Below are 19,999 nucleotides of genomic sequence, written 5' to 3' on the forward strand. Positions count from 1 at the left end.
GGGCGTTGGGTTTGTGGCGGCTTAGATTGCGTCGGTATCGGTTTCGCCGGTACGGATGCGAATCGCCTGTTCCAGATTGACCACGAAGATCTTGCCGTCACCGATCTTGCCGGTGTTGGCCGCCTTGGTTATCGCCTCGATAACCCGATCCAGATCCTTGTCGTCAATGGCGACATCGATCTTCACCTTAGGCAGAAAATCGACCACGTATTCCGCGCCGCGATACAGCTCGGTGTGACCCTTCTGCCGACCGAAGCCTTTGACTTCAGTAACAGTAATGCCCTGCACGCCGATCTCGGACAGCGACTCGCGCACGTCGTCCAGTTTGAACGGCTTGATGATGGCAGTGACTAGCTTCATGAAAACTCTCTCCCGAATTGGTGGACTTGCCCCAGGAAAACAAACCCGTCTCAAGTCTAAGCGCAGTGCCTGGCTTTGTAACGCATCGTCGGCCTTGAATGCCCGTCCGACTCCAGCTAACCACCCTGTACGAAACACTTCCCCCCGTTTCGCCTGGCGCACTGCATTCGACACAGCGACTGCATCAGTGCATGGGTTGATAGTCACTAAGCAGAAAGCTTGCCATCTCGACAAAACCCATTAAATTCAATCTCTTGGCCAATACCACAAGCCACCGCCCTGAATTACCCGAGAACTAACGCACAACAACAGTGCGCTGCCGTCCGTCCGCATGCGCGAAAAACGTGCGCTGGCTGGCTACCGGAATTGACTATAGACACTGCGTGATACACTGCCCGCCAATGTTTCCAGGACCTTTCCCATGCTCGCGCCCAAAGACTTCCTAGACGCCCTGACGGGCACCGCCTCCCGCCTCTTCAGCGGCGAAACCCCGCTGCCGAAAAGCGAAATCGAAAGCCAGTTCAAGGCGCTGTTGCAGAGCGGCTTCAGCAAGCTCGACCTGGTGAGCCGGGAAGAGTTTGATAGCCAGATGGTCGTGCTCGCACGCACCCGGGCACGGTTGGAGAGTCTTGAGGCGAAGGTGGCGGAGCTGGAAGCGAAGCTGACTCCACCTGCCGAGTAACGCACCCATTCCTTTGTAAAATGCGATCCCCTGTAGGAGCGGGCTTGCCCGCGAATGGGGTCGCCTCGGTCTACCAGGCATCCCACACTGGAAAGACCAACGCTGTAGGAGCTGCCGTAGGCTGCGATCTTCCGCCTCGCCACCATCTCGGCAACGTCCTACAAAGATCACCACCGCCGTCCGATAGCGTCGTGCAGCCCAGGTACCTAAGCTCCTTCTCAGCTGAATATTCAGCTCTGGGTTTGGCGACCCGGAAGACCCCGACGCAACGCGACCACATTCGACCGAGGAATTTATTCCCATCTCGAATTATGGCGGCTATGCGTGGGAGACCTTCGGGTCTGCCGGTTCTCGGGTGTCACCGGTTCGCCAACCCGCGCATGGCTGCCACCCTTTTCGTTTGGCGACGATCAGAGGCAGTTTTCTTCATTTGATCCCGAGAACTGCTCGATGAACGAAAACTATCTAGTTCCCCACGTCTTCACCCGCCACAAACTCCACCTCCACGCCCTCCTCCTAGAAAACCAACCCTGGTTCAGCGCCCGCGACCTTGGCCGGCTACTCCGCCTTTTCCTTGACGAACGCGCCGTCCGAAAGCTCGACCCCGATCAACACCAGTCCGCGCGAGTCCTCATCCACGGCGTCATCGAAGACACCCTGCTGATCAGCGAATCCGGCGTCTACGCCCTATTGGTCTACCACTACTGCCCCGAATACCGAGGCTTGCGCGAATGGCTGACCCACGACGTGGTCCCCGCCCTCAGGGATGCACAGCAACCGACCACAAACGAACGCCCGATTTTGAGCCTGTTGAACTGGCCGGAGATGTCGTTGAGTTTGTTGCACTGGAACAACCAGCCGTGGATTCGGCTGCAGGATGTTCCGCAAATGCTGCCTAACCAGGAACGACCACTACGTGCGGTTAACGAGCCGTGGTGGAAGCGTGCTTCGAGAGTGCTCCAAGCGTTTTGAGTACCCGAAGTTCAATCACGGCCGGCTTCGCGATCCGCGCATCGTAGGTCGATTGCAGACTTAGCCAGAATTCGGGCGTGGTGTTCAGATGGATGGAAAGCTTCTTGGCCAGATCAGGGCTGACATCTACGTTCTGCGCAACCAGCTCACGCACTTCAACCTCGGACATACACAACCGGACCTGAAGATCAGCCACCGCAGTACCCAACGGTTCAAGAAACTCCATTTCAAGGATTTCGCCGGGATGAATCGGCCGCATTCCACTAGTGTTCATTTCCCCTCCCGAGAACTTAATTTGCGGTGAGCATAAGCAGCTCCTTCTCACACACAAGAGCCCCAGCGCCCTTTCGCCGAGGTCCTTCAACTATCTCGGCAAGGTCCTACAAAAACCTGCTTCAGCAGCGGGTTGCACCCAATACCTTCCCCCACGCAGCTTGGGTAGCAGCTGGCGCAGCCTGCTGCTACAGATCGTGCGCCCCAGCAACATCCTGCGAATATTTCCCTCTTCTTCAGCCACGCTCAATCAAGACGCCCCGACTACCCTTAAAAAACCCGCAGGAAGCGGTCCCCGTAAGCTCAAGGAACGACCATGTCCCTCTCCATCGTCCACAGCCGCGCCCAGATTGGCGTGGATGCGCCTGCCGTCACCGTCGAAGTCCATCTGGCCAACGGTTTGCCCTCGCTGACCATGGTCGGTTTGCCGGAAGCGGCGGTGAAGGAAAGCAAAGACCGGGTTCGAAGCGCGATCATCAATTCAGGTCTGCAATTCCCTGCGCGGCGCATCACGCTGAATCTCGCCCCGGCAGATTTGCCGAAGGACGGCGGACGATTTGATCTGGCGATTGCCTTGGGGATTCTGTCCGCCAGCGTGCAGGTGCCGTCGTTGACGCTGGATGATGTGGAATGCCTGGGGGAGTTGGCTCTATCGGGTGCCGTACGGGCGGTGCGTGGGGTGTTACCGGCGGCGTTGGCAGCGCGCAAGGCCGGGCGATCGCTAATGGTGCCGCGGGCCAATGCTGAAGAGGCATGCCTTGCCTCAGGGCTTAAGGTGATCGCGGTGGATCATTTGCTGGAAGCGGTCGCGCACTTTAATGGACACACACCGGTCGAACCCTACGTTTCCAACGGCTTGCTTTACGCCAGCAAACCCTATCCCGATTTGAATGAAGTGCAGGGCCAACTCTCGGCCAAGCGCGCTTTGCTGATTGCGGCGGCGGGGGCCCATAACCTTCTGTTCAGCGGACCACCGGGGACGGGGAAAACACTTTTGGCGAGTCGTTTACCGGGACTGCTTCCACCTTTGGCCGAAAATGAAGCACTGGAAGTCGCAGCCATTCAATCCGTTACCAGTTGTGTGCCATTGAGCCACTGGCCACAACGACCGTTCCGCCAACCCCACCACTCCGCTTCCGGGCCGGCGCTGGTGGGCGGCGGCTCGAAACCGCAACCCGGCGAAATAACCCTCGCCCATCATGGCGTTCTATTCCTCGATGAACTCCCGGAATTCGATCGCAAGGTGTTGGAGGTTTTGAGGGAGCCGCTGGAATCCGGCCACATCGTGATTTCCCGCGCCAAAGATCGAGTGAGGTTTCCGGCCCGCTTTCAATTAGTAGCCGCGATGAACCCGTGCCCCTGTGGATATCTTGGCGAACCTAGCGGCAAATGCAGTTGCACACCGGACATGGTCCAGCGTTACCGCAACAAACTGTCGGGGCCGTTGCTGGACCGAATCGACCTGCACCTGACCGTCGCTCGGGAAGCCACGGCGTTGAACCCTGCGCTAAAACCCGGTGACGACACCGCCACCGCCGCAGTACTGGTTGCCGACGCACGAGAGCGACAACAAAAACGCCAGGGCTGCGCGAACGCCTTCCTTGATCTTCCGGGCCTGCGCAAGCACTGCAAGTTATCCACAACCGACGAGACCTGGCTGGAAACGGCGTGTGAGCGATTGACCTTGTCGCTGCGAGCGGCCCATCGACTGCTTAAAGTCGCGCGCACATTGGCGGACCTCGAGCAAGTCGATAACATCAACCGCGAACACCTAGCTGAGGCGCTGCAGTATCGGCCGAGCACAAACTGACCAGAGCTACTCCTTGGAGAGATCAACTAACGGTGTTTGTCGTACCTCGGTTTCCCGAGCGCCCTGAATCTCGGTCACCCGATGCAACGCCTTATCCACAGCCCCCTTATCCGCCAGCAAGCTGTACTTGATCTGAAACTGCTTCTGCTCTTTAGCCCCAATCGTCGGCACCAAACCGATCGGCCGCTGATAACGACGGTTATAGGAAAAACTCGTCCCCGGCTCCAACCCGGTCACATATCCCTGCCCTTGCGTATCGGTGTTCTTCCACAGCGAAAATACGGGCAACTGCTGAGTATTAAACCCAACCGACACCCCAAGGCTCCCCGACTTGTTATGCAGCACGGTCAACGTGTCACCCTTGGCATCGCCATAAGGCACAACGTTGTAAACCGTTTCGTCATAGTCCTTGGTCGGCGCGCGATAGGTCTGCCAATCCGCCAGATCCCCTTTGGCCTTGTCGTTGAACGGCGACACCTGTTTGACCGGCGCCACAAATCGGGCGCCCTGCTCAAGGAACGGCGTACTGAAGTTACTGTGGTAAAGCGCCTGGTACTCCTTCGGATAATCACCGTTGTTGGTCAGGGTGTCATTGAGGGCAAACGCGACGCTTCCGGGCTCAGTGACCAGTTCAGTCATCACCGAGAAATCGACTTTCTTGAACGCCTGCTCTTTGAGTTCGCCACGCAGGCTGATCGCGTAAGGCGGTTTTTCATCTATATGCAGGGTAACTTTGCTGGCCGGGATGTTGGCGGCGCGGCCATGCAGGGTCAGCAGTTCGCCGTTGTCCATGCCGGGATGGCCGACCCATTCGTAGCCGCAGCGAGTGACGAGCTCGTTGAAGCCTTCCAGCCAGCCCAGGCCGCCACGACCGTTGAGCTCAATGAAGGACGGATTGACCACGTCCTTGACCGGCGAATCCCAGCCCATGCGCACATTACCGACCGACGCCTGCAGGACGTTCATCCCGCGAGTCGGCACCACCGAGAGTTTCATCGTGCCGTTATCGATGTCGACGATGCTGACGCCCTCTTGCCGACCGCCGTGCAAGGTACGAAGGGTCACGGAGAAGGGTTGGTCGGTTTTCACACCGAGTTGCTGGCTGGTGATCTGCCAGTTTTGCGCGGCTTTGTCGCTGTCGAGCAGGACGTAATCCCAAGCCATGGCGTGGGAGGCGGACAGCGCGCCAAGGGCGACGAGGAGTTTGAACGGGGTCATGGGGAAAGCCTTTCTTGGAGTTGTGCATTTTTTATAGCGCTGATGAAACGATTCAGCAAGCTTAAAAAAGCTTACACCCGAACCTTCCCAAGCCAATTAAAATTGACCTTATGCAACCTCCGCACGCTTACGTTAGTCTCATAACGTTTGAACCTCCTGCAGATTGACGGCGATATCATGATGACATTAAGGTCGCCCGCTAAATGCAGGAGCAAGCACAGACACATTTGTCTGTCATTTTTGCGCAACGGATCGTATGGAGTTTGAATGCGCGGGGCACTATTACGCAGCGGTAAGAGCGGGTCATTCACTGCCCTCGGCGAAACAGGTCAACCGGTCTACCGGGCAGCCCTGCAATTGCGCGAAGCCATTCGTCGCAAGAACCCCGATTTGGTCGATCATCTGGCCATCCCTCAAAGCGATGAGCTCGGCAACCAGATCGATTGGTACAGCGCCCTCGACGGCGATGTGATTCCGTGGAGCAGCGCGACTGAAGAAGAACGCGCCCCTGCCCGCCGCCAGCTTGAAGCCCTGAAGACCGCGCTCGAAGAATTGAGCCAGCGTTTCCTGGGTACTGATTCCGGCGAACAGCAGCAAGGCGACAAAGCCGTGTTCGGCAAGTTGCTCAAGCGCGTCATTCATATCCCTGACGAAAACTTCGTGTACCTGGTGCAAGGCAAACCGGTGCTGACCTTTTGGGGTTTCGAGCACGCAGGTACCGACCTCAATCGCGATCCCCTGCACTGCCTCTATCAGGTTCCGCCGCTGCCACCCGTGGTCGAAGCGCCTGTTGTTGCGCCCGTCGTGCCGGTGGTTGCTCGTCCGTGGTGGCGGCGCTGGTGGTGGCTGTTGTTGCTGCCGCTCCTGCTGCTACTTTTGTGGCTGTTGCTCGGCCTGCGCGGTTGCGTCCCGATTCCGTTGGTGGCGGTAGACCTGCTGCCTAAGGGCGTCGTGCCGGTGGAGAAACCATTGGAAGAGCCACCACGGACCGGCAATGTCACGACGCTCAATGGCGTCCCCGTGACCGGCACTGTCGTAGGTACCACCAACGGCACCGGCGCCGACACTGCAGTGACCGGAACACAGGGTGTGGAAGCGCCGGACGTCGAGGGCAACGAGGCTGATGCAGCGCCAGCCGACCTGGCCAATGACCTTGCCAAAGACGCAGCCAAAGACCCGGCAGCCGAAAACAAAACCGTTCCACCCGAAAACAAAACCGCGCCGCCGGATGTCACATCGCCCGAAGCAGAAAAATCCGCCGCCGCAAAACCCGGCCCTCCCTTGAGCATCCCGCCAGACGCCGCCGACGGTGCCGCCAAGTTTCTCGATGGTCAGTACAGCGCAGGCGCCGGGATTCAGGACCGCCGGACCGGCAAACCGCTGCGTCTGGAATACCAGCTCAAGGACGGTAAGGGCCAAGTCACCGTACACCAGGCCGACGGCTCGAAATGTAGCGGGCCGGTGAGCGCTACTATGAAGGGTGGCAGCCTGGCCATCGACAGCCAGGGCCAGGCCGTTTGCGGCGACGGCAGCACTTACGACATGCCCAAGATCAACTGCCGCAAAGGGGCGACCACGGTCGCGGACTGCACCGGCGGTTACGGAAAAGATCAATTCCCCATGTCCATGCGGCACGTGGGCGAATAAAAACGGAATAACCTGACATGTTGCCTGAAGTCACACAATTCGAAGACACCGTCACGCTGGTCAGCGACACCGGCATCCAGTTCATGGATTTCGCCCTGCGCCTGGATCCCCGCAAGGAACCGGCGGGCGAGTTCGCACCGATGATCAGTGGGCTGATCTGCCGCCTGGCGTACAACGAAGAGAAAGACTTCTTTTTCTACGAGCCCGAACCGGAAAAGGTCGAAAAGGCCAAACCTGCGTTCAGCGTCGACATGAAAAGCAGCCTCGATTTGCTCGACGGTATCTGGCTGCCGACCCCGTTTTTCCGCTTCATGCCGCCACATCGCTTCGATGAAGGCCCGACCAACTGGTCGCGCATGCGTCTGGTGAAACTGGCGACACCCGACATCGACGGCAACACCCACCGCCTGACGATGGCGTTCGACAGCCGTGTGATGCCCAAGCGTGACGGCACTGCTTACCTGGCGCCAAACGAAGAAGACATCAGCTCCGGCGTGTCTTTCAAACTGGCGACCAAGGCCAGCGAAACTCGCTGGTTCCTGGCGCAGCCATGGGTCAACGAGTGGCTGCTGGAAGTGTTCAACGAGGGCAATGCCCACCGTTCGCGCGCAGAACTGGACATCGATATCCGCGCCAACTATCACCTGGCGCACTACCTCAACTTGCTCAGCCTGTTGAGCAAACCGTCGGCGGCCCAACAATCGACAGCCCGGGCGAAAGTTGAAATCCCCGAGCTGAAAGTGGTCGCCAACGACAGCAATGGCCTGGTCAAACCGATTCCGGTGGACCTGGTGCTGGACGTCGGCAACTCGCGCACCTGCGGCATCCTGATCGAAAACCACGGTCAGGCCGGCTCCGGGCTGAAGCAGAACTACGTGCTGGAACTGCGCGACCTGATCACCCCCGAACACACCTACAACTTGCCGTTCGAAAGCCGCGTGGAATTCGCCCAAGCGTATTTCGGCAAGGACCACTGCTCAGTCAAGAGCGGCCGTCACGATGCGTTCCAATGGGCGACGATTGCCCGTGTCGGCAATGAGGCCAGCCGCCTGGCCAGCCGTCGTCGCGGCACCGAAGGCTCCACTGGCCTGTCCAGCCCGAAACGCTATCTGTGGGACGAAAACGCCTATGGCCACGGCTGGCGCTTCAACTGCTCATACATCAAGACCGATAACGAGCCGTACGCCACCGCTGCGCCGTTCTCGCATCTGATCAACGAAACCGGCGAGGCGCTATACAGTCTCGAGGAAGACGATCGTCTGCCGGTGTTCATGCCGCGTTATTCACGCAGCTCGCTAATGACCTTCATGCTCGCCGAAGTGCTGGCCCAGGCGCTGTCGCAAATCAACAGCCCGGCCCAACGCTCGCGTCAGGGGCACACCCGCGTGCCGCGCCAGCTCAACAGCATTACCCTGACCGTGCCGCCGGGCATGCCGCAGGCCGAGCGCAGCATCCTCAACGAACGCATGCTGCAAGCCATCGGCCTGGTGTGGAAAAGCCTCGGCTGGCATGCCGGCGAAGAAGATCCACATCAGGATCAGGCCGTCAGCCCGCGCACGCCGATCCCGAGTATCCGCGTGGAATGGGACGAAGCGTCCTGCGGCCAGTTGGTGTACCTGTACACCGAGGTCAACGAGAACTTCGCCGGTCATCCGGAGGAGTTTTTTGACACCATCGCCCGGCCGGACAAGACCGACCGCCAACGCATCACCCTCGCGACCATCGACATCGGCGGCGGCACCACCGACCTGGTGATCACCGACTATCGCCTCGACCGCGCGGGTAATACCGGCAGCGGCAGCAATGTGCACATCGTGCCCGAACAGCGTTTTCGCGATGGCTTCAAAGTGGCCGGCGACGACATCCTGCTGGACGTGATTCAGGACTTCATCCTGCCGAGTTTCGAAAAAGCCTTGCAGAACGCCGGCGTGAAAGCCCCGGATTCGCTGATGTCACGGCTGTGTGGCGATGAATCGGTCAGCGCCCAGGACATGATCCTGCGTCAGCAATTGAACCTCCAGGTGTTCGCCCCGCTGGGCCTGGCGCTGCTCAAGGCGTACGAGCATTACGATCCGCAGGTCCCACAAGAAGTCACCCCGCAAAGCTACCGCCAATTGCTCGGTGACAACGCGATCAGCAAGACCGTGCTCGACTACGTCAACGCCGCCGTGCGTCGCGATGTCGGCAGTCAGAGTGGTTTCGACCTGTATGCCGCGCCGATCAGCTTCGACCTGCAAAAGCTCCACGCCGCGTTCCTCAACGACCAGATCAACATCACCAAGATCCTTGGTGCGCTGTGTGAAGTGGTCGCGCAGTACCCGTGCGATGTCTTGCTGCTGACCGGCCGCCCTTCGCGCCTGCCCGGCATCCAGGCGTTCATTCGCAAGGTGTTGCCGCTGCCACCGGGGCGCATTCTGGCGCTGCAAAACTACCGCACCGGCGGCTGGTATCCGTTTCACAAGAACGGCCGGATCGACGACCCGAAAAGCACCGCATCGGTCGGCGCCATGCTCTGCCTGTTGTGCGCCAACCACAGCGTGCCGAACTTCTACTTCCGGGCATCGGCGCTCAAGCCGTATTCGACAGTCAAGAACATCGGCGTCATCGACCTGAACAACGTGATCAAGGATGCTGACGTGCTGTACCGCGACATCCAGTCCGAAGACTACAAAATCAAGCTGCCTGAAATTGGCGTTGGCGACGCCGCCGACACGCCGCAGCTGGAAATGCGCGGCGATCTGCGCCTCGGTTTCCGCCAGTTGGCCACTGACCGCTGGGCCGCCTCGCCGCTGTACACTTTGCGGTTCACCAAGTCGGGTCGGGAGAAGTTTTCCCGGGCAATCGGTGAAAACGGCAGCGCGCCGCTGCTCAAGGTGCGGTTCGAGGTCAAACCGGCGGACAAATACACGCGCAAGCAGGATCTGGTCAGCGACCGCCTATCGGTACGCGACATCGAATCCAACAGCAACAACGTCAACTTCAACCCGCGCAGCGACCTCGAGCTGGAACTCAACACCATGCTCGACGCCGGCCTGAGCGAGACCAAGTACTGGCTCGACAGTGGAAGTGTGAAACGCAAATGAAAGACCTGACCCCCGATCAAACTCAGCTCTCTGCCAGTTGGGCCGCTGTTTATGAAGGCGCCGGTCAGGCGCTGGACTGGATTGGCCAGACACGCGGCAATGCGCCGCGTCTGGACAGCGAAGCCGACAACCTGAACATCCGCCTGCACCGCGCCCGCAACCTGGCCCAAAGCCTCGGTCGCGTGGCCTGCACGCCGATGACAATTGGCTTTTTCGGCTTGTCCCAGGCCGGCAAGTCCTACCTGATTTCGGCCCTCGCCGCCGGTCAGAACGGCAAGCTGGAAACCGATTTCGGCGGCCAGCACCTGGACTTCATCAAGCACATCAACCCGGTGGGTGGTGGCAAGGAAGCCACCGGCCTGGTGACGCGCTTCAGCCGTCGGGCAACGGAAAGTCAGGACAAGGACTTCCCGGTAGAACTTACGTTGTTCAAGGAAATCGAGCTGGCGAAGATTCTCGCCAACGCCTGGTTCAAGGATTTCGACCTTGAGCGGATTTCCTACGAGATCGACGAAGAGCGCATCCAGCGCGTGCTCAAACCGTTCGAAGGCCGCGAAACCGGCCCGCTGCAAACGGGGGTCAATGCCGACGATCTGGTGTCGCTGTGGGATTACCTGCGCGACAACTTCCGCAACTCGGTGAAAAAGCTTGAGCACCTGTACTGGCCCAAAGCGTTGCAATTGGCGCCACGCCTGAATTTCCAGGAACGGGCCGAGCTGTTTTCGATTCTCTGGGGCGAGCAAAGCGAGTTGACGCGCGTGTACCAGCAACTGGCCGGCGCGCTGCACAAGCTGGGTCTGCCCGAGACCGTGTTCGCACCGTTGAAGGCCTTGGTGAGTTTCGAAAACGACACCTACAGCCAGCGCGACAGCATCATGAACGTCGACATCCTCGAACGCTTCGGCAGCCCGCTGGACTTGCCGATCGATGTTCGACCGCTGGTTGGCGATCGCCTGCAAAACAGTCAGGCGATTGCGGTCGCGCAACTGGCGGCACTGACCGCCGAAATGACCTTCCGCCTGATCGAAGCGCCGGTGGATGACATCGTCAATCAGGTCGACCTGCTGGATTTCCCCGGTTATCGCGGGCGCCAGAAACTGCACGAGATCGCCGATTCCAACGACCCGCAATCCACCGCCAAGGACAACTCCGTTTCCCAGCTGATCCTGCGCGGCAAGGTCGCCTACCTGTTCGAACGCTACACCGACAACCAGGAAATGAACGCGCTGGTGGTCTGCACAGGCTCGACCAAGCAGAGCGACGTCAACGACGTGGGCCCGGTGCTGACCCGCTGGATCGAAAAGACCCAAGGCGCCGACTCGGCCGCTCGCAGCAAGCGCGACACAGGTCTGATCTGGGCGCTGACCATGCTCGATTTGCGCATTACCAACTCCCTCAGCCTGACACCGGATCAGTACGACGAGAGCTGGAACGGCATGGTCAAGCTGACCATGCTGGAGCGCTTCGGCAGCCTGAGCTGGATGAACGACTGGGCCGGCACACCGTTTCAGAACACCTATCTGGTGCGTAAACCGCGTATGGACGCGGCGTTCATCGGGCAGGACGCGACCGGTGCGGAAACCGGCCTCAATGCCATCTATCAGGAACGTGTCAGCGCGCTAGGCACCAGCTTCGCCAGCAACGCCCTGGTGTGCAAACACATCAAGAACCCGGCCAACGCCTGGGCAGAAATGCTGCGCAACGATGACGGTGGTATCAGCCATTTCAGTGGCAGTTTCAAAGGCGTGGCCAATATCGAATTCAAATTGCAGCGCATTCGCGAGCAATTGAGCGAGTGCCTCGAAGGCCTGACCACTCACGGCCTGAGCACTTGGTACCACGCCGACGACGACGGTGCCGCAGCCGCCAAGAAAGCCAAGGCGCAAATGATTTTGACCGGCCTGGGCCGTCGCCCTGCGGTGCTTGGCGAATTGATCGATCAACTCGACATGCCGAGTGAAGAGGTGCGCGACCTGTACCTCAGCGGCGTGTACGAAACCGATGACGAGCCCGCCGTGAACGACGAACCGGCTGCCCCGACACCGAGCCAGAGCCTGTATGGCAACGACGCCGGTTTCGATTTCGATTTCAGTGACGACCTGAGCCACGACGCGCCAGTCAGCAGCAAAACCGGCACCCCTGCGCCCGAACTGCAAAGCAACGAGCACCGTTTTGCCAAAGCGGCCTTCAAGGCCTGGATCGCGCACCTGCGTGAACTGACCACCCGGCAAAGCCTGCTCAACCTGCTGGGGCTGGAAAAGGCCTTGCTGGAAGCGGTGGTCGATGAACTGATCACCGCCGGCTATCGCCAGGACTTGCCGGGGCAACTGAGCCGCGCCGTCCTCAAGCGTGCACAAAGTGGCGCGCGGCGCGATCAACTGGTCGAACGCCAGGTACTGGAAGTGCAACGTGTGCTGCGCGATTTCGTGTCCTGGTTCGGCTACCTCCAGAAGCCGGTGAGCGAGCGTCCGAACAGCCGCGCCGGTGCCAAGGAGCCGTTGTTTTCGTTCTACACCGACATTAGCCCGGGACAAGTCCCCGTGCTGCCGGCGCAACCGGCAAATCAGGCGCAGCGGTATCTAGGCGACTGGCTCTCGGGCCTGGCCTACATCACGCAGGACAATGCCGGCCATGGTGCCGGACGTGAAATTACCCCTGAACAGAACGAACGGCTGGGCCAAGTGCTCACAGCCTTCGCAGCGAGATAAGCAATGCCAATTCGTGTCGACCTGCTCGCGTTAGAGCCCAATGTGCCTGGCCAGGCCCGCCTCACTGTGAAGAAATGGCAGGGTGGCGAGGAACAGCTGGAGTTTTCCATTCAGCGCAACCAGGACGGTTTTTACCTCCAGGACCACAAGGCCTGGAGCAACAATCCATTCTGGTTCAAGGTCTCGCGTTTCAACCTCACGGCCAACGGCGAAGCTTTGGAAACGCAGGTCGGCCCGGACGTGGTCGACCCGCTGCTGGAAGGCGGTGCCAACTCGCAGTTTCAGATCGAACTGCGCGAACAGAACCACGGTCATGCCGATAAAGGCGTGGTTCGCCCAGGCGTTGGCATGCTGCCGTCCACGGCCGGCGGCCAGACGCGCTCGACCTACGGCGGCGCTGAACTGACGGCGCCGAGCGAACCTGCACCGGAGATCCCGGAGATCCCGGATCTACCTGAACTGACCCTGTCCACCGTCGAGCCAGAAGTGGAGTTGGAGTCGGTGCTCACCGAGCCCGACTACACGCCGCCTCCCGCACCGGTGAAGAAAAGCAACAAAGGCCTGATCGGTCTGTTGATTGTGGTGTTGTTGCTGGCAGCGGGCGCCGGATTCTGGTTCTACAAACGCACCCCGGCCCCTGCGGTTGCAGCCACTGCCGCCGCACCCGCCGGCGCCGACGCCGACGCTCAAGCCTGCACCCTCGACAGCATGAACAGCCTGCCCGAGTTGACCTTCGTCCAGACCTGCATCAAGGCGGCGCCCGACAGTGCCAAGTTGCTGGAGATCATCAACCAGGCCAAGGCTGGCAAACACTGCGGCGTCGCCCAGCGTCTGTACGCCAACCGTGCCCAGGCCGGTGACGCGCTGATCGCCAACGCCTATGCCCGCGAATACGACCCTAAATACCTGAAGGCCAGCGAGTGCTTCCCGGCCGCGGACAACGCCACCGCCGCCTACTGGTATGAAACCATCCTCACCCAGGACCCGAACAACGCCGAAGCCAAGCAGCGTTTCGAGGAGTTGCAGAAGTGATGCGTTCGCCCATGAGTCGATTCCTGCTGAGCAGCGCCGCATTACTGGCGCTGTGCATCAGCCCGCTGTCCCAGGCCGATGACAAACCGCTGATCCAGGCCGGTAAAAAGACCCTGTTCCAACGCGTGCTGACCACGCCCGGCTGCAAAATAAGCCCGAAGGCGGGCGGTGCCGAAGGTGACGCACAACCAGTCTTTAGCCGCTTTTATGTGTACGAGCGCGCCCAGGCAAACAACGCCGAGTGGCTGAAAGTCGGCCCCGACAGTTACGGCAAAACCATTGGCTGGCTGCCTGCCAGCTGCACCACCGACTGGAAGATGCAACTGACGCTGGCCTTCACCAACCCGGCCAACCGCGACCGTTTGCTGTTCTTCAAGGACCGCGCCACCGTCGAAGGTATCCTTGATGCACCGGACCCGGTCAGCAAAGTCGCGCCGCTGCGGGCCACGCTGAAAAAGGGCCAGCAAGCACCGGGCGTACTGGCTGAAGAACCGGAATACTTCGTCGACCTGCAAAAGCAGTTCTACCTGCTGCCGGTGCTCAGTGGCGAAGAAGTCATGACCGAAAGCGGTTTCCGCACGCGCCTGCTCAACGTCGCCTCCGTCAGCAAGCCGGATGACAAGAACGCCAAGGGCGGTGCTGCAAACAGCGCTGCCGGCAGCAAGGAAGCCGAAGAGAAAAAGGCCAACCAGCTGAAGGAATTCAGTGCGGCCGTAGTATTTGTCATCGACTCGACGATCTCGATGGACCCCTACATCGACCGCACCCGCGAGGCGATCCGCAAGGTTTACCAGAAGATCGAAGCGCAGAATCTCGGCAAACAGGTCAAATTCGGCCTGGTGGCTTTCCGCTCCAACACCCAGGCGGTGCCGGGGCTGGAATACACCACCAAGATGTACGCCGACCCGACACAGGTGAAAGACAGCGCCGACTTTTTCGCCAAGATCGCCGACCTCAAACAAGCCACTGTGTCGAGCAGCAGCTTCGATGAAGACTCGTTTGCCGGCGTTATGGAGAGCATCGACAAGGTCGACTGGAGCCAGTTCGGCGCACGCTACGTGGTGCTGATCACCGACGCGGGCGCCATCGAAGGCGACGACAAGCTGTCGAAGACCGGTTTGAGCGCCGCGCAGGTGCGTATGGAGGCCGCCAACCCGGGCGTGGCGATTTACACCCTGCACTTGAAAACCCCGGCCGGGGCCAAGGACCACGCCAAGGCCGAGGCGCAATACCAGAACCTGTCGACCTACCCGGGCACCAACACCTCGCTGTACTACCCGGTGAACGCTGGCGATGTGCAGGAATTCGGTCGCAAGGTTGACGCACTGGCCGCGGCGATCACTACACAAGTGAAAGCCGCCTACATGGGCGAAGACGCCATCGGCAGCGCGGCGAACGCCAAGCAGGACCCGGCCGAGAAGAAAATGCTCGAAGACGCGGCGCTGATCGGCCACGCCATGCAACTCGCCTATCTCGGCGAGAAGACCAACAGCAAAGCCCCGCCAGTGTTCAAGGCGTGGATCACCGACCGCGACCTGATCAAGCAGAACATCCCGACCACCGACGTGCGGGTGCTGCTGACCAAGTCACAGCTCAGCGACTTGAGCGACGTGATGAAGCAAATTCTCGATGCCGCCAACGAAGGCCTGATTTCACCCACGGAAATGTTCGATCGCCTGCGCTCGGTGGCGGCGACCATGGGCGCCGATCCCAATCAGCTCAAACAGAACAGCAACGCCAAACTGGCGGACATGGGCGTCCTCGGTGAATACCTCGAAGACCTGCCTTATCACAGTGAAGTGCTGAACCTGGATGAAGAGACCTGGAAGAGCTGGGATGGTCTGGCACAAGAAAAATTCATCCGCACGCTGAACACCAAACTGCGGCATTACCAGCGTTACAACGCCGATGTCGACCGTTGGGTAGCTTTAGCCAAAGACAGCGATGCGCGGGACAACGTCTACCCCGTGCCACTGGAAATGATGCCTTAAAGAGACGCCGATGCTCGATATCAAGAACCTGCTGGTGCGCCGTGGTGAAGGCGCACAGGCTCATCACGTGCGACTGCCACACTTGCAGGTCGGCGCCGGGGAAATCCTCGCCATCACCGGCGAGAGTGGCAGTGGCAAAAGCACATTGCTCGAAGCCATCGGCCTGTTGCTCGCGCCGGTGGAACTCGAGCGCTTCCGGCTGGGCCCGACGCACGCTCAGGATATCGCCCAACTGCTGGCCACTGACGACCAGCCTGCTCTTGCAGCGGTGCGTTCACGGCATTTGGGATTCATTTTGCAGAGCGGCGGCTTGCTGCCGTTCCTGAGCGTGCGGGACAACATCAGCCTGCCGCGCCGTTTGCTCGGGATGCCCGCAAAAAGCGATCACATCGACCACGCCGTTGACGTGTTGCGCCTGCAAGGGTTGCTGGATAAACAACCTCAGGCCTTGTCGATCGGCGAACGCCAACGCGTGGCCTGCGTTCGGGCAATTGCCCATGAACCGCTGCTGCTGTTGGCCGACGAGCCGACCGCCGCGCTCGACCCTCTCAGTGCCCGGCGTTTGTTCGAGCTGCTCTTGAGCCTGGTGTCGAGCATGGGCCTGAGTGCACTCGTTGTATCCCATGACTGGGCCCTGCTGAAGGATTTCGGCTTGCCGCGTCTCGGCGCTATCAGCCATCAGGGAGAGACTCTGTTTGAACCGATGGACTGATCGCTTGCACCTGCTGGGCTCACTGGCGCTGCAAGACCTCTGGCACGACCGCAAGGTCTCGCTGTGCATCGCCGCCTCCCTGGTGGCGGTGATCGCGCCCTTATTGCTGCTGTTCGGGCTCAAACACGGGGTGGTCAGCCAGCTGCAAGACGAACTGCTGCGCGACCCGCGCAACCTTGAAGTGAAGATGCTCAGCAACGGCAACTACGACACGGCCTGGATCGAGCGTTTGCGCCTGCGCCCCGAGACCGGTTTTGCCCTCGGCCAGACCCGCTCGCTCAATACCCAGGCTGACCTGCTGATCGGCATGCAACGGTTTGTCGAAGGTGCGGAAATCATCGCCACCGAGCCAGGCGACCCACAACTGAACCTGGCGCCACTCAACCCCGTCGGCAATCAAGTGATCCTCAGCGCCAGCGCAGCGCAACGCTTGCAGGCCAAGGCCGGCGACAGCGTGCAGCTGCGGGCCTTACGACGTCTGGAAGGTGTCAATGAACGCGGCGAGATGACGCTGACGGTACTGGCCGTGCTCGACGGTGCCCGCTTCGGTCGCGCTGCCGGGTTTGTCGCCCCGCCGCTGCTGCTGGATCTGGAGCGCTTTCGCGACGGTTATCAGGTCAGTGCGTTCGGTGTGACCACCGGCAAGCCTCAGGGTAATCTACAACCGCTGTATGCCCGCGCCCGCGTGTATGCGCGCGACATCGATCAGGTTGCGCCGCTGGAACACTGGCTCAACGAACAACACATCGAAACCTCGAGCCGACTGGCCGACATCGACAACGTCAAAGCCATCAACCATGTGCTGGGGCTGATCTTCGGTGTGATCGCCATGGCGGCGCTGATCGGCTGCGTGGCGTCGATGGTCGGCGCGTTCCTGGCCAACATCGACCGCAAACGCAAAAGCCTGGCGGTCCTGCGTCTGCTGGGTTTCAAACGCAGGGCCGTCGGCGGTTTCGTGGTCCTGCAAGCGCTATCGCTGAGCTTGGCCGGCTACGTGGGCGGGCTGGGGTTTTATGCCGTGGGCAGTCATTTGTTCGACTACCTGCTCGGCAGCAGCCAGGCCACCGGCACCTTCGTTTGCCACATCACTGTTTGGCATGGCCTGGCCGCCCTGCTCCTGACCTTTTTGGTCGCTGCACTGGTGGCCGTGATCGGCGCCTTGCGAGCCATCAACATCCAACCTGCGGAGAGTCTGCGTGAGCTATAAACGTTTTGGCTTGCTGTTACCCCTGAGCCTCGGCTACTTGCTCGACGCCTCGGCGGCGGGCTGGGAAGAGAAGTATTACAACCCGATGCCCGAGGCTAGCGACGTCGTACTGCCGATGCCCTGCGAAGGCTCGATGGTGTTTCGCAAGGTGTTCATTCCGGTCGCCGGTCCGCTGGATGACTACCCGATCAACATCGGTCAGGACGGCGCGGAATACGGCTATGTCGAACAGACCCGTCCGACCTTTATCGCCGGCAGTTTTACCGGGGCCAAGAACGACAAGTCCCGCTACTACCTGATGGCCAAGTACGAGATGAGTCAACTGCAATACGCCGCGCTGACCGAAGCAACCTGCCCCACCGCCGCCACCAAGATGCGCTTGCCGCAAACGGCGGTGAGCTGGGTGCAAGCCATCGAAGCCGCCGACAAGTACAACCTGTGGCTACGCAAAAACGCCGCCGGCAAGCTGCCCAAGGAAGACGGCGCACAAGGCTTCCTGCGCCTGCCGACCGAAGTCGAGTGGGAGTTCGCCGCGCGCGGCGGTCTGGAAGTCGGTGCCGCTGAATTCCGCGACACGCACTACCCGATGCCAGAAGGCATCAACGCCTACGAGTGGTTCGCCGGGGCGCAGTCGTCCAATGGCAAAGTGCAATTGACCGGACTGCAAAAGCCCAACCCGCTGGGCCTGCATGACATGCTCGGTAACGTCGACGAAATGATGTTCGAGCCGTTTCGCCTGAACAAACTCGACCGCCAGCACGGTCAGGCCGGCGGTTACGTCGTCCGTGGCGGCAACTACCTGACCGCGCAGGCCGACCTGCGTACAGCATTGCGTAAGGAAGAGCCGTATTACAACGCCGAAGGCCAGGTGAAAAACAAGACCACCGGCCTGCGACTGGTGCTGGTCTCACCGACCCTCACCTCTCGCGAACGGGTCGCCAGCATCGAAAGCAGCTGGAAGAAACTCGGCACCGGCAGCAAGGAAGCCGAATCCGCCGACAAAGGCACCGTGCAATCCCTGAACAGCCTCGCCTCGGGCGTCGAAGATAAAGCGCTCAAGGAAAAACTCCAGGCCCTGGAAAACCAGCTGCGCGCCAGCAACCAGCAGCAGGAAGAAACCCGCGACCAGGCGATCCGCGCCAGCCTCAACCTGGGTGCATTCCTGTGCACCAAAATGCTCGACGACGGTCAATACGTGGACTTCCTGCAAAAGAACTACAAGCTCAACTGCGAAAGCGCAGACAAAGATGCCAGTTGCGATATGCGTAAAACCAAGCTCGACGAGCAAAAGGATCGCCTGCACAAACTCAGCCGTTACTACGCCAGCAGCCTGGTGGAATCGGCTACCTTGTACGGCCAGCCACTGCTTGAAACGCAAGTCCCGGTAATGGAAGAAATCATCAGCCGCAACAAACAGCTGCAAGACCTCAAACCTTACTTGCGCACCCACTGGGCCAATCAGAAGGCGTTCCTGCAAAAGCAGAAAATCGATACTGAAGCCTGGTTGAACAGCTGCAAAACCGTCACTCAATAACAACGCGTCAACACCGTTACCTAGGAGTTTCACCATGTCGCGCAGCCTTTGGACTCGCTTCAAGCTACAGATCGCTTTCGTAGTCGCCGGCAGCCTGCTAATGACCGGTTGCGCCAACACCGGCAGCTCTATGCTCGGCGAAGGCGACGGTGCCGACCCGCGCCTGACCCAGGGCAATGACGCAGAGTTCTTCAGCAAGTCCGGATACCAGGCCTGCGCCGTCGGCGCCGGTGTCGGCATCCTCGCTTGCGCGCTGTCCAACAGCAACAACAAAACCGTGTGCGTCATCGCCGCCGGTATTACCGCATGTGGCGTGGCCATGGGCGCCAACTATTACCTGGATCAACGTCGCAGCGAATACGCCGACACCACCACCCGTTTGGCGAAGATGAACAGCGACGTCCAACAAGACACGCAGAACGTGATCGCCCGTACCGCGACCGCTCAACAAGTGATCAATGATGACCAGGCGCAAATCGCCCAGATCAAAAAGGACATCGCCAACAAGAAAGTCGACAAGAGCAGGGCTCAGGCGCAAATCGCCGGGATCGATTCGGACATCGCGCGCCTGCGTAAAGACCTTGCCAACATGCGTACCAAAGTCACCGAGTACAGCAAAGTGGCAGACGCCGAACGCGCACAAGGCACCAGCGCCGAGATGAAGCAGGTAGACATGAACATTCAGAAAATGAACCAGAAAGTCGTCAGCCTGCAGAAGGAAGTCGACGCTCTGTACAGCCAACGCTCCGCAATCACCCTGGGCTAAGCAC

The 19,999-nt window shown here is 60.1% G+C and carries 15 protein-coding genes; 12 read left to right on the top strand and 3 right to left on the bottom strand.

The window, feature by feature from the left end; genetic code table 11:
* Positions 1–21: 21 nt before the first annotated feature.
* Positions 22–360, bottom strand: a complete 339-nt coding sequence (gene glnK / locus ACWGZX_RS13330; protein ID WP_002555808.1) for a P-II family nitrogen regulator — start codon at positions 358–360, stop codon at positions 22–24.
* 421 nt (positions 361–781) lie between these two features.
* Between glnK and ACWGZX_RS13335 the strand changes: the two genes are divergently transcribed.
* Together ACWGZX_RS13335 and ACWGZX_RS13340 are read left to right on the top strand one after the other, a co-directional pair.
* A complete protein-coding gene (locus ACWGZX_RS13335; RefSeq protein ID WP_452628625.1) occupies positions 782–1,042 on the top strand; it encodes an accessory factor UbiK family protein in 261 nt (86 codons plus the stop codon).
* A 450-nt stretch (positions 1,043–1,492) separates the two neighbouring features.
* Complete coding sequence (locus ACWGZX_RS13340; RefSeq protein WP_452628626.1) at positions 1,493–2,014, top strand: BRO-N domain-containing protein; 522 nt, start codon at positions 1,493–1,495, stop codon at positions 2,012–2,014.
* On the opposite strand, the gene ACWGZX_RS13345 is transcribed toward ACWGZX_RS13340, so the two are convergent.
* Positions 1,965–2,288 carry a HigA family addiction module antitoxin gene (locus tag ACWGZX_RS13345; protein WP_452628627.1) on the bottom strand — a complete coding sequence of 108 codons (324 nt, stop codon included), beginning with the start codon at positions 2,286–2,288 and terminating at the stop codon, positions 1,965–1,967. The genes ACWGZX_RS13340 and ACWGZX_RS13345 overlap by 50 nt on opposite strands.
* A 315-nt stretch (positions 2,289–2,603) precedes the next feature.
* On the opposite strand from ACWGZX_RS13345, the gene ACWGZX_RS13350 reads away from it, so the two are divergent.
* Positions 2,604–4,097 carry a YifB family Mg chelatase-like AAA ATPase gene (locus tag ACWGZX_RS13350; RefSeq protein WP_452628628.1) on the top strand — a complete coding sequence of 498 codons (1,494 nt, stop codon included), beginning with the start codon at positions 2,604–2,606 and terminating at the stop codon, positions 4,095–4,097.
* Positions 4,098–4,103: 6 nt separating this feature from the next.
* Here the strand turns inward: ACWGZX_RS13350 and ACWGZX_RS13355 are convergent, their stop codons facing one another.
* Positions 4,104–5,315, bottom strand: a complete 1,212-nt coding sequence (locus tag ACWGZX_RS13355; RefSeq protein ID WP_452628629.1) for an aldose 1-epimerase family protein — start codon at positions 5,313–5,315, stop codon at positions 4,104–4,106.
* 267 nt (positions 5,316–5,582) lie between these two features.
* Between ACWGZX_RS13355 and ACWGZX_RS13360 the strand changes: the two genes are divergently transcribed.
* From ACWGZX_RS13360 to ACWGZX_RS13400, 9 genes are read left to right on the top strand one after another with little or no spacing between them, the layout of a single operon-like run.
* Entirely contained in the window at positions 5,583–6,962 is a 1,380-nt protein-coding gene (locus tag ACWGZX_RS13360; protein WP_452628630.1) for an SrfA family protein, read from the top strand.
* A 17-nt stretch (positions 6,963–6,979) separates the two neighbouring features.
* Positions 6,980–10,045 carry a virulence factor SrfB gene (locus ACWGZX_RS13365; RefSeq protein WP_452628631.1) on the top strand — a complete coding sequence of 1,022 codons (3,066 nt, stop codon included), beginning with the start codon at positions 6,980–6,982 and terminating at the stop codon, positions 10,043–10,045.
* Positions 10,042–12,753, top strand: coding sequence for a putative virulence factor (locus ACWGZX_RS13370; RefSeq protein WP_452628632.1), 2,712 nt, complete (start codon positions 10,042–10,044; stop codon positions 12,751–12,753). The genes ACWGZX_RS13365 and ACWGZX_RS13370 overlap by 4 nt, the downstream gene beginning before the upstream one ends.
* A gap of 3 nt (positions 12,754–12,756) precedes the next feature.
* Positions 12,757–13,785, top strand: a complete 1,029-nt coding sequence (locus ACWGZX_RS13375; protein WP_452628633.1) for a hypothetical protein — start codon at positions 12,757–12,759, stop codon at positions 13,783–13,785.
* A gap of 11 nt (positions 13,786–13,796) precedes the next feature.
* Entirely contained in the window at positions 13,797–15,776 is a 1,980-nt protein-coding gene (locus tag ACWGZX_RS13380; protein ID WP_452629013.1) for a vWA domain-containing protein, read from the top strand.
* 10 nt (positions 15,777–15,786) lie between these two features.
* A complete protein-coding gene (locus ACWGZX_RS13385) occupies positions 15,787–16,488 on the top strand; it encodes an ABC transporter ATP-binding protein (protein WP_452628634.1) in 702 nt (233 codons plus the stop codon).
* A complete protein-coding gene (locus ACWGZX_RS13390; protein ID WP_452628635.1) occupies positions 16,472–17,695 on the top strand; it encodes an ABC transporter permease in 1,224 nt (407 codons plus the stop codon). The genes ACWGZX_RS13385 and ACWGZX_RS13390 overlap by 17 nt, the downstream gene beginning before the upstream one ends.
* Positions 17,685–19,229 (top strand): SUMF1/EgtB/PvdO family nonheme iron enzyme, encoded by a 1,545-nt coding sequence (locus tag ACWGZX_RS13395; RefSeq protein WP_452628636.1) that lies wholly within the window; start codon positions 17,685–17,687, stop codon positions 19,227–19,229. The genes ACWGZX_RS13390 and ACWGZX_RS13395 overlap by 11 nt, the downstream gene beginning before the upstream one ends.
* Before the next feature lie 34 nt (positions 19,230–19,263).
* Positions 19,264–19,995: a hypothetical protein gene (locus tag ACWGZX_RS13400; RefSeq protein WP_452628637.1), complete on the top strand. Its 732-nt coding sequence runs from the start codon at positions 19,264–19,266 to the stop codon at positions 19,993–19,995.
* Positions 19,996–19,999: the final 4 nt, after the last annotated feature.

It is taken from the genome of Pseudomonas sp. CLCA07, from assembly GCF_053615335.1.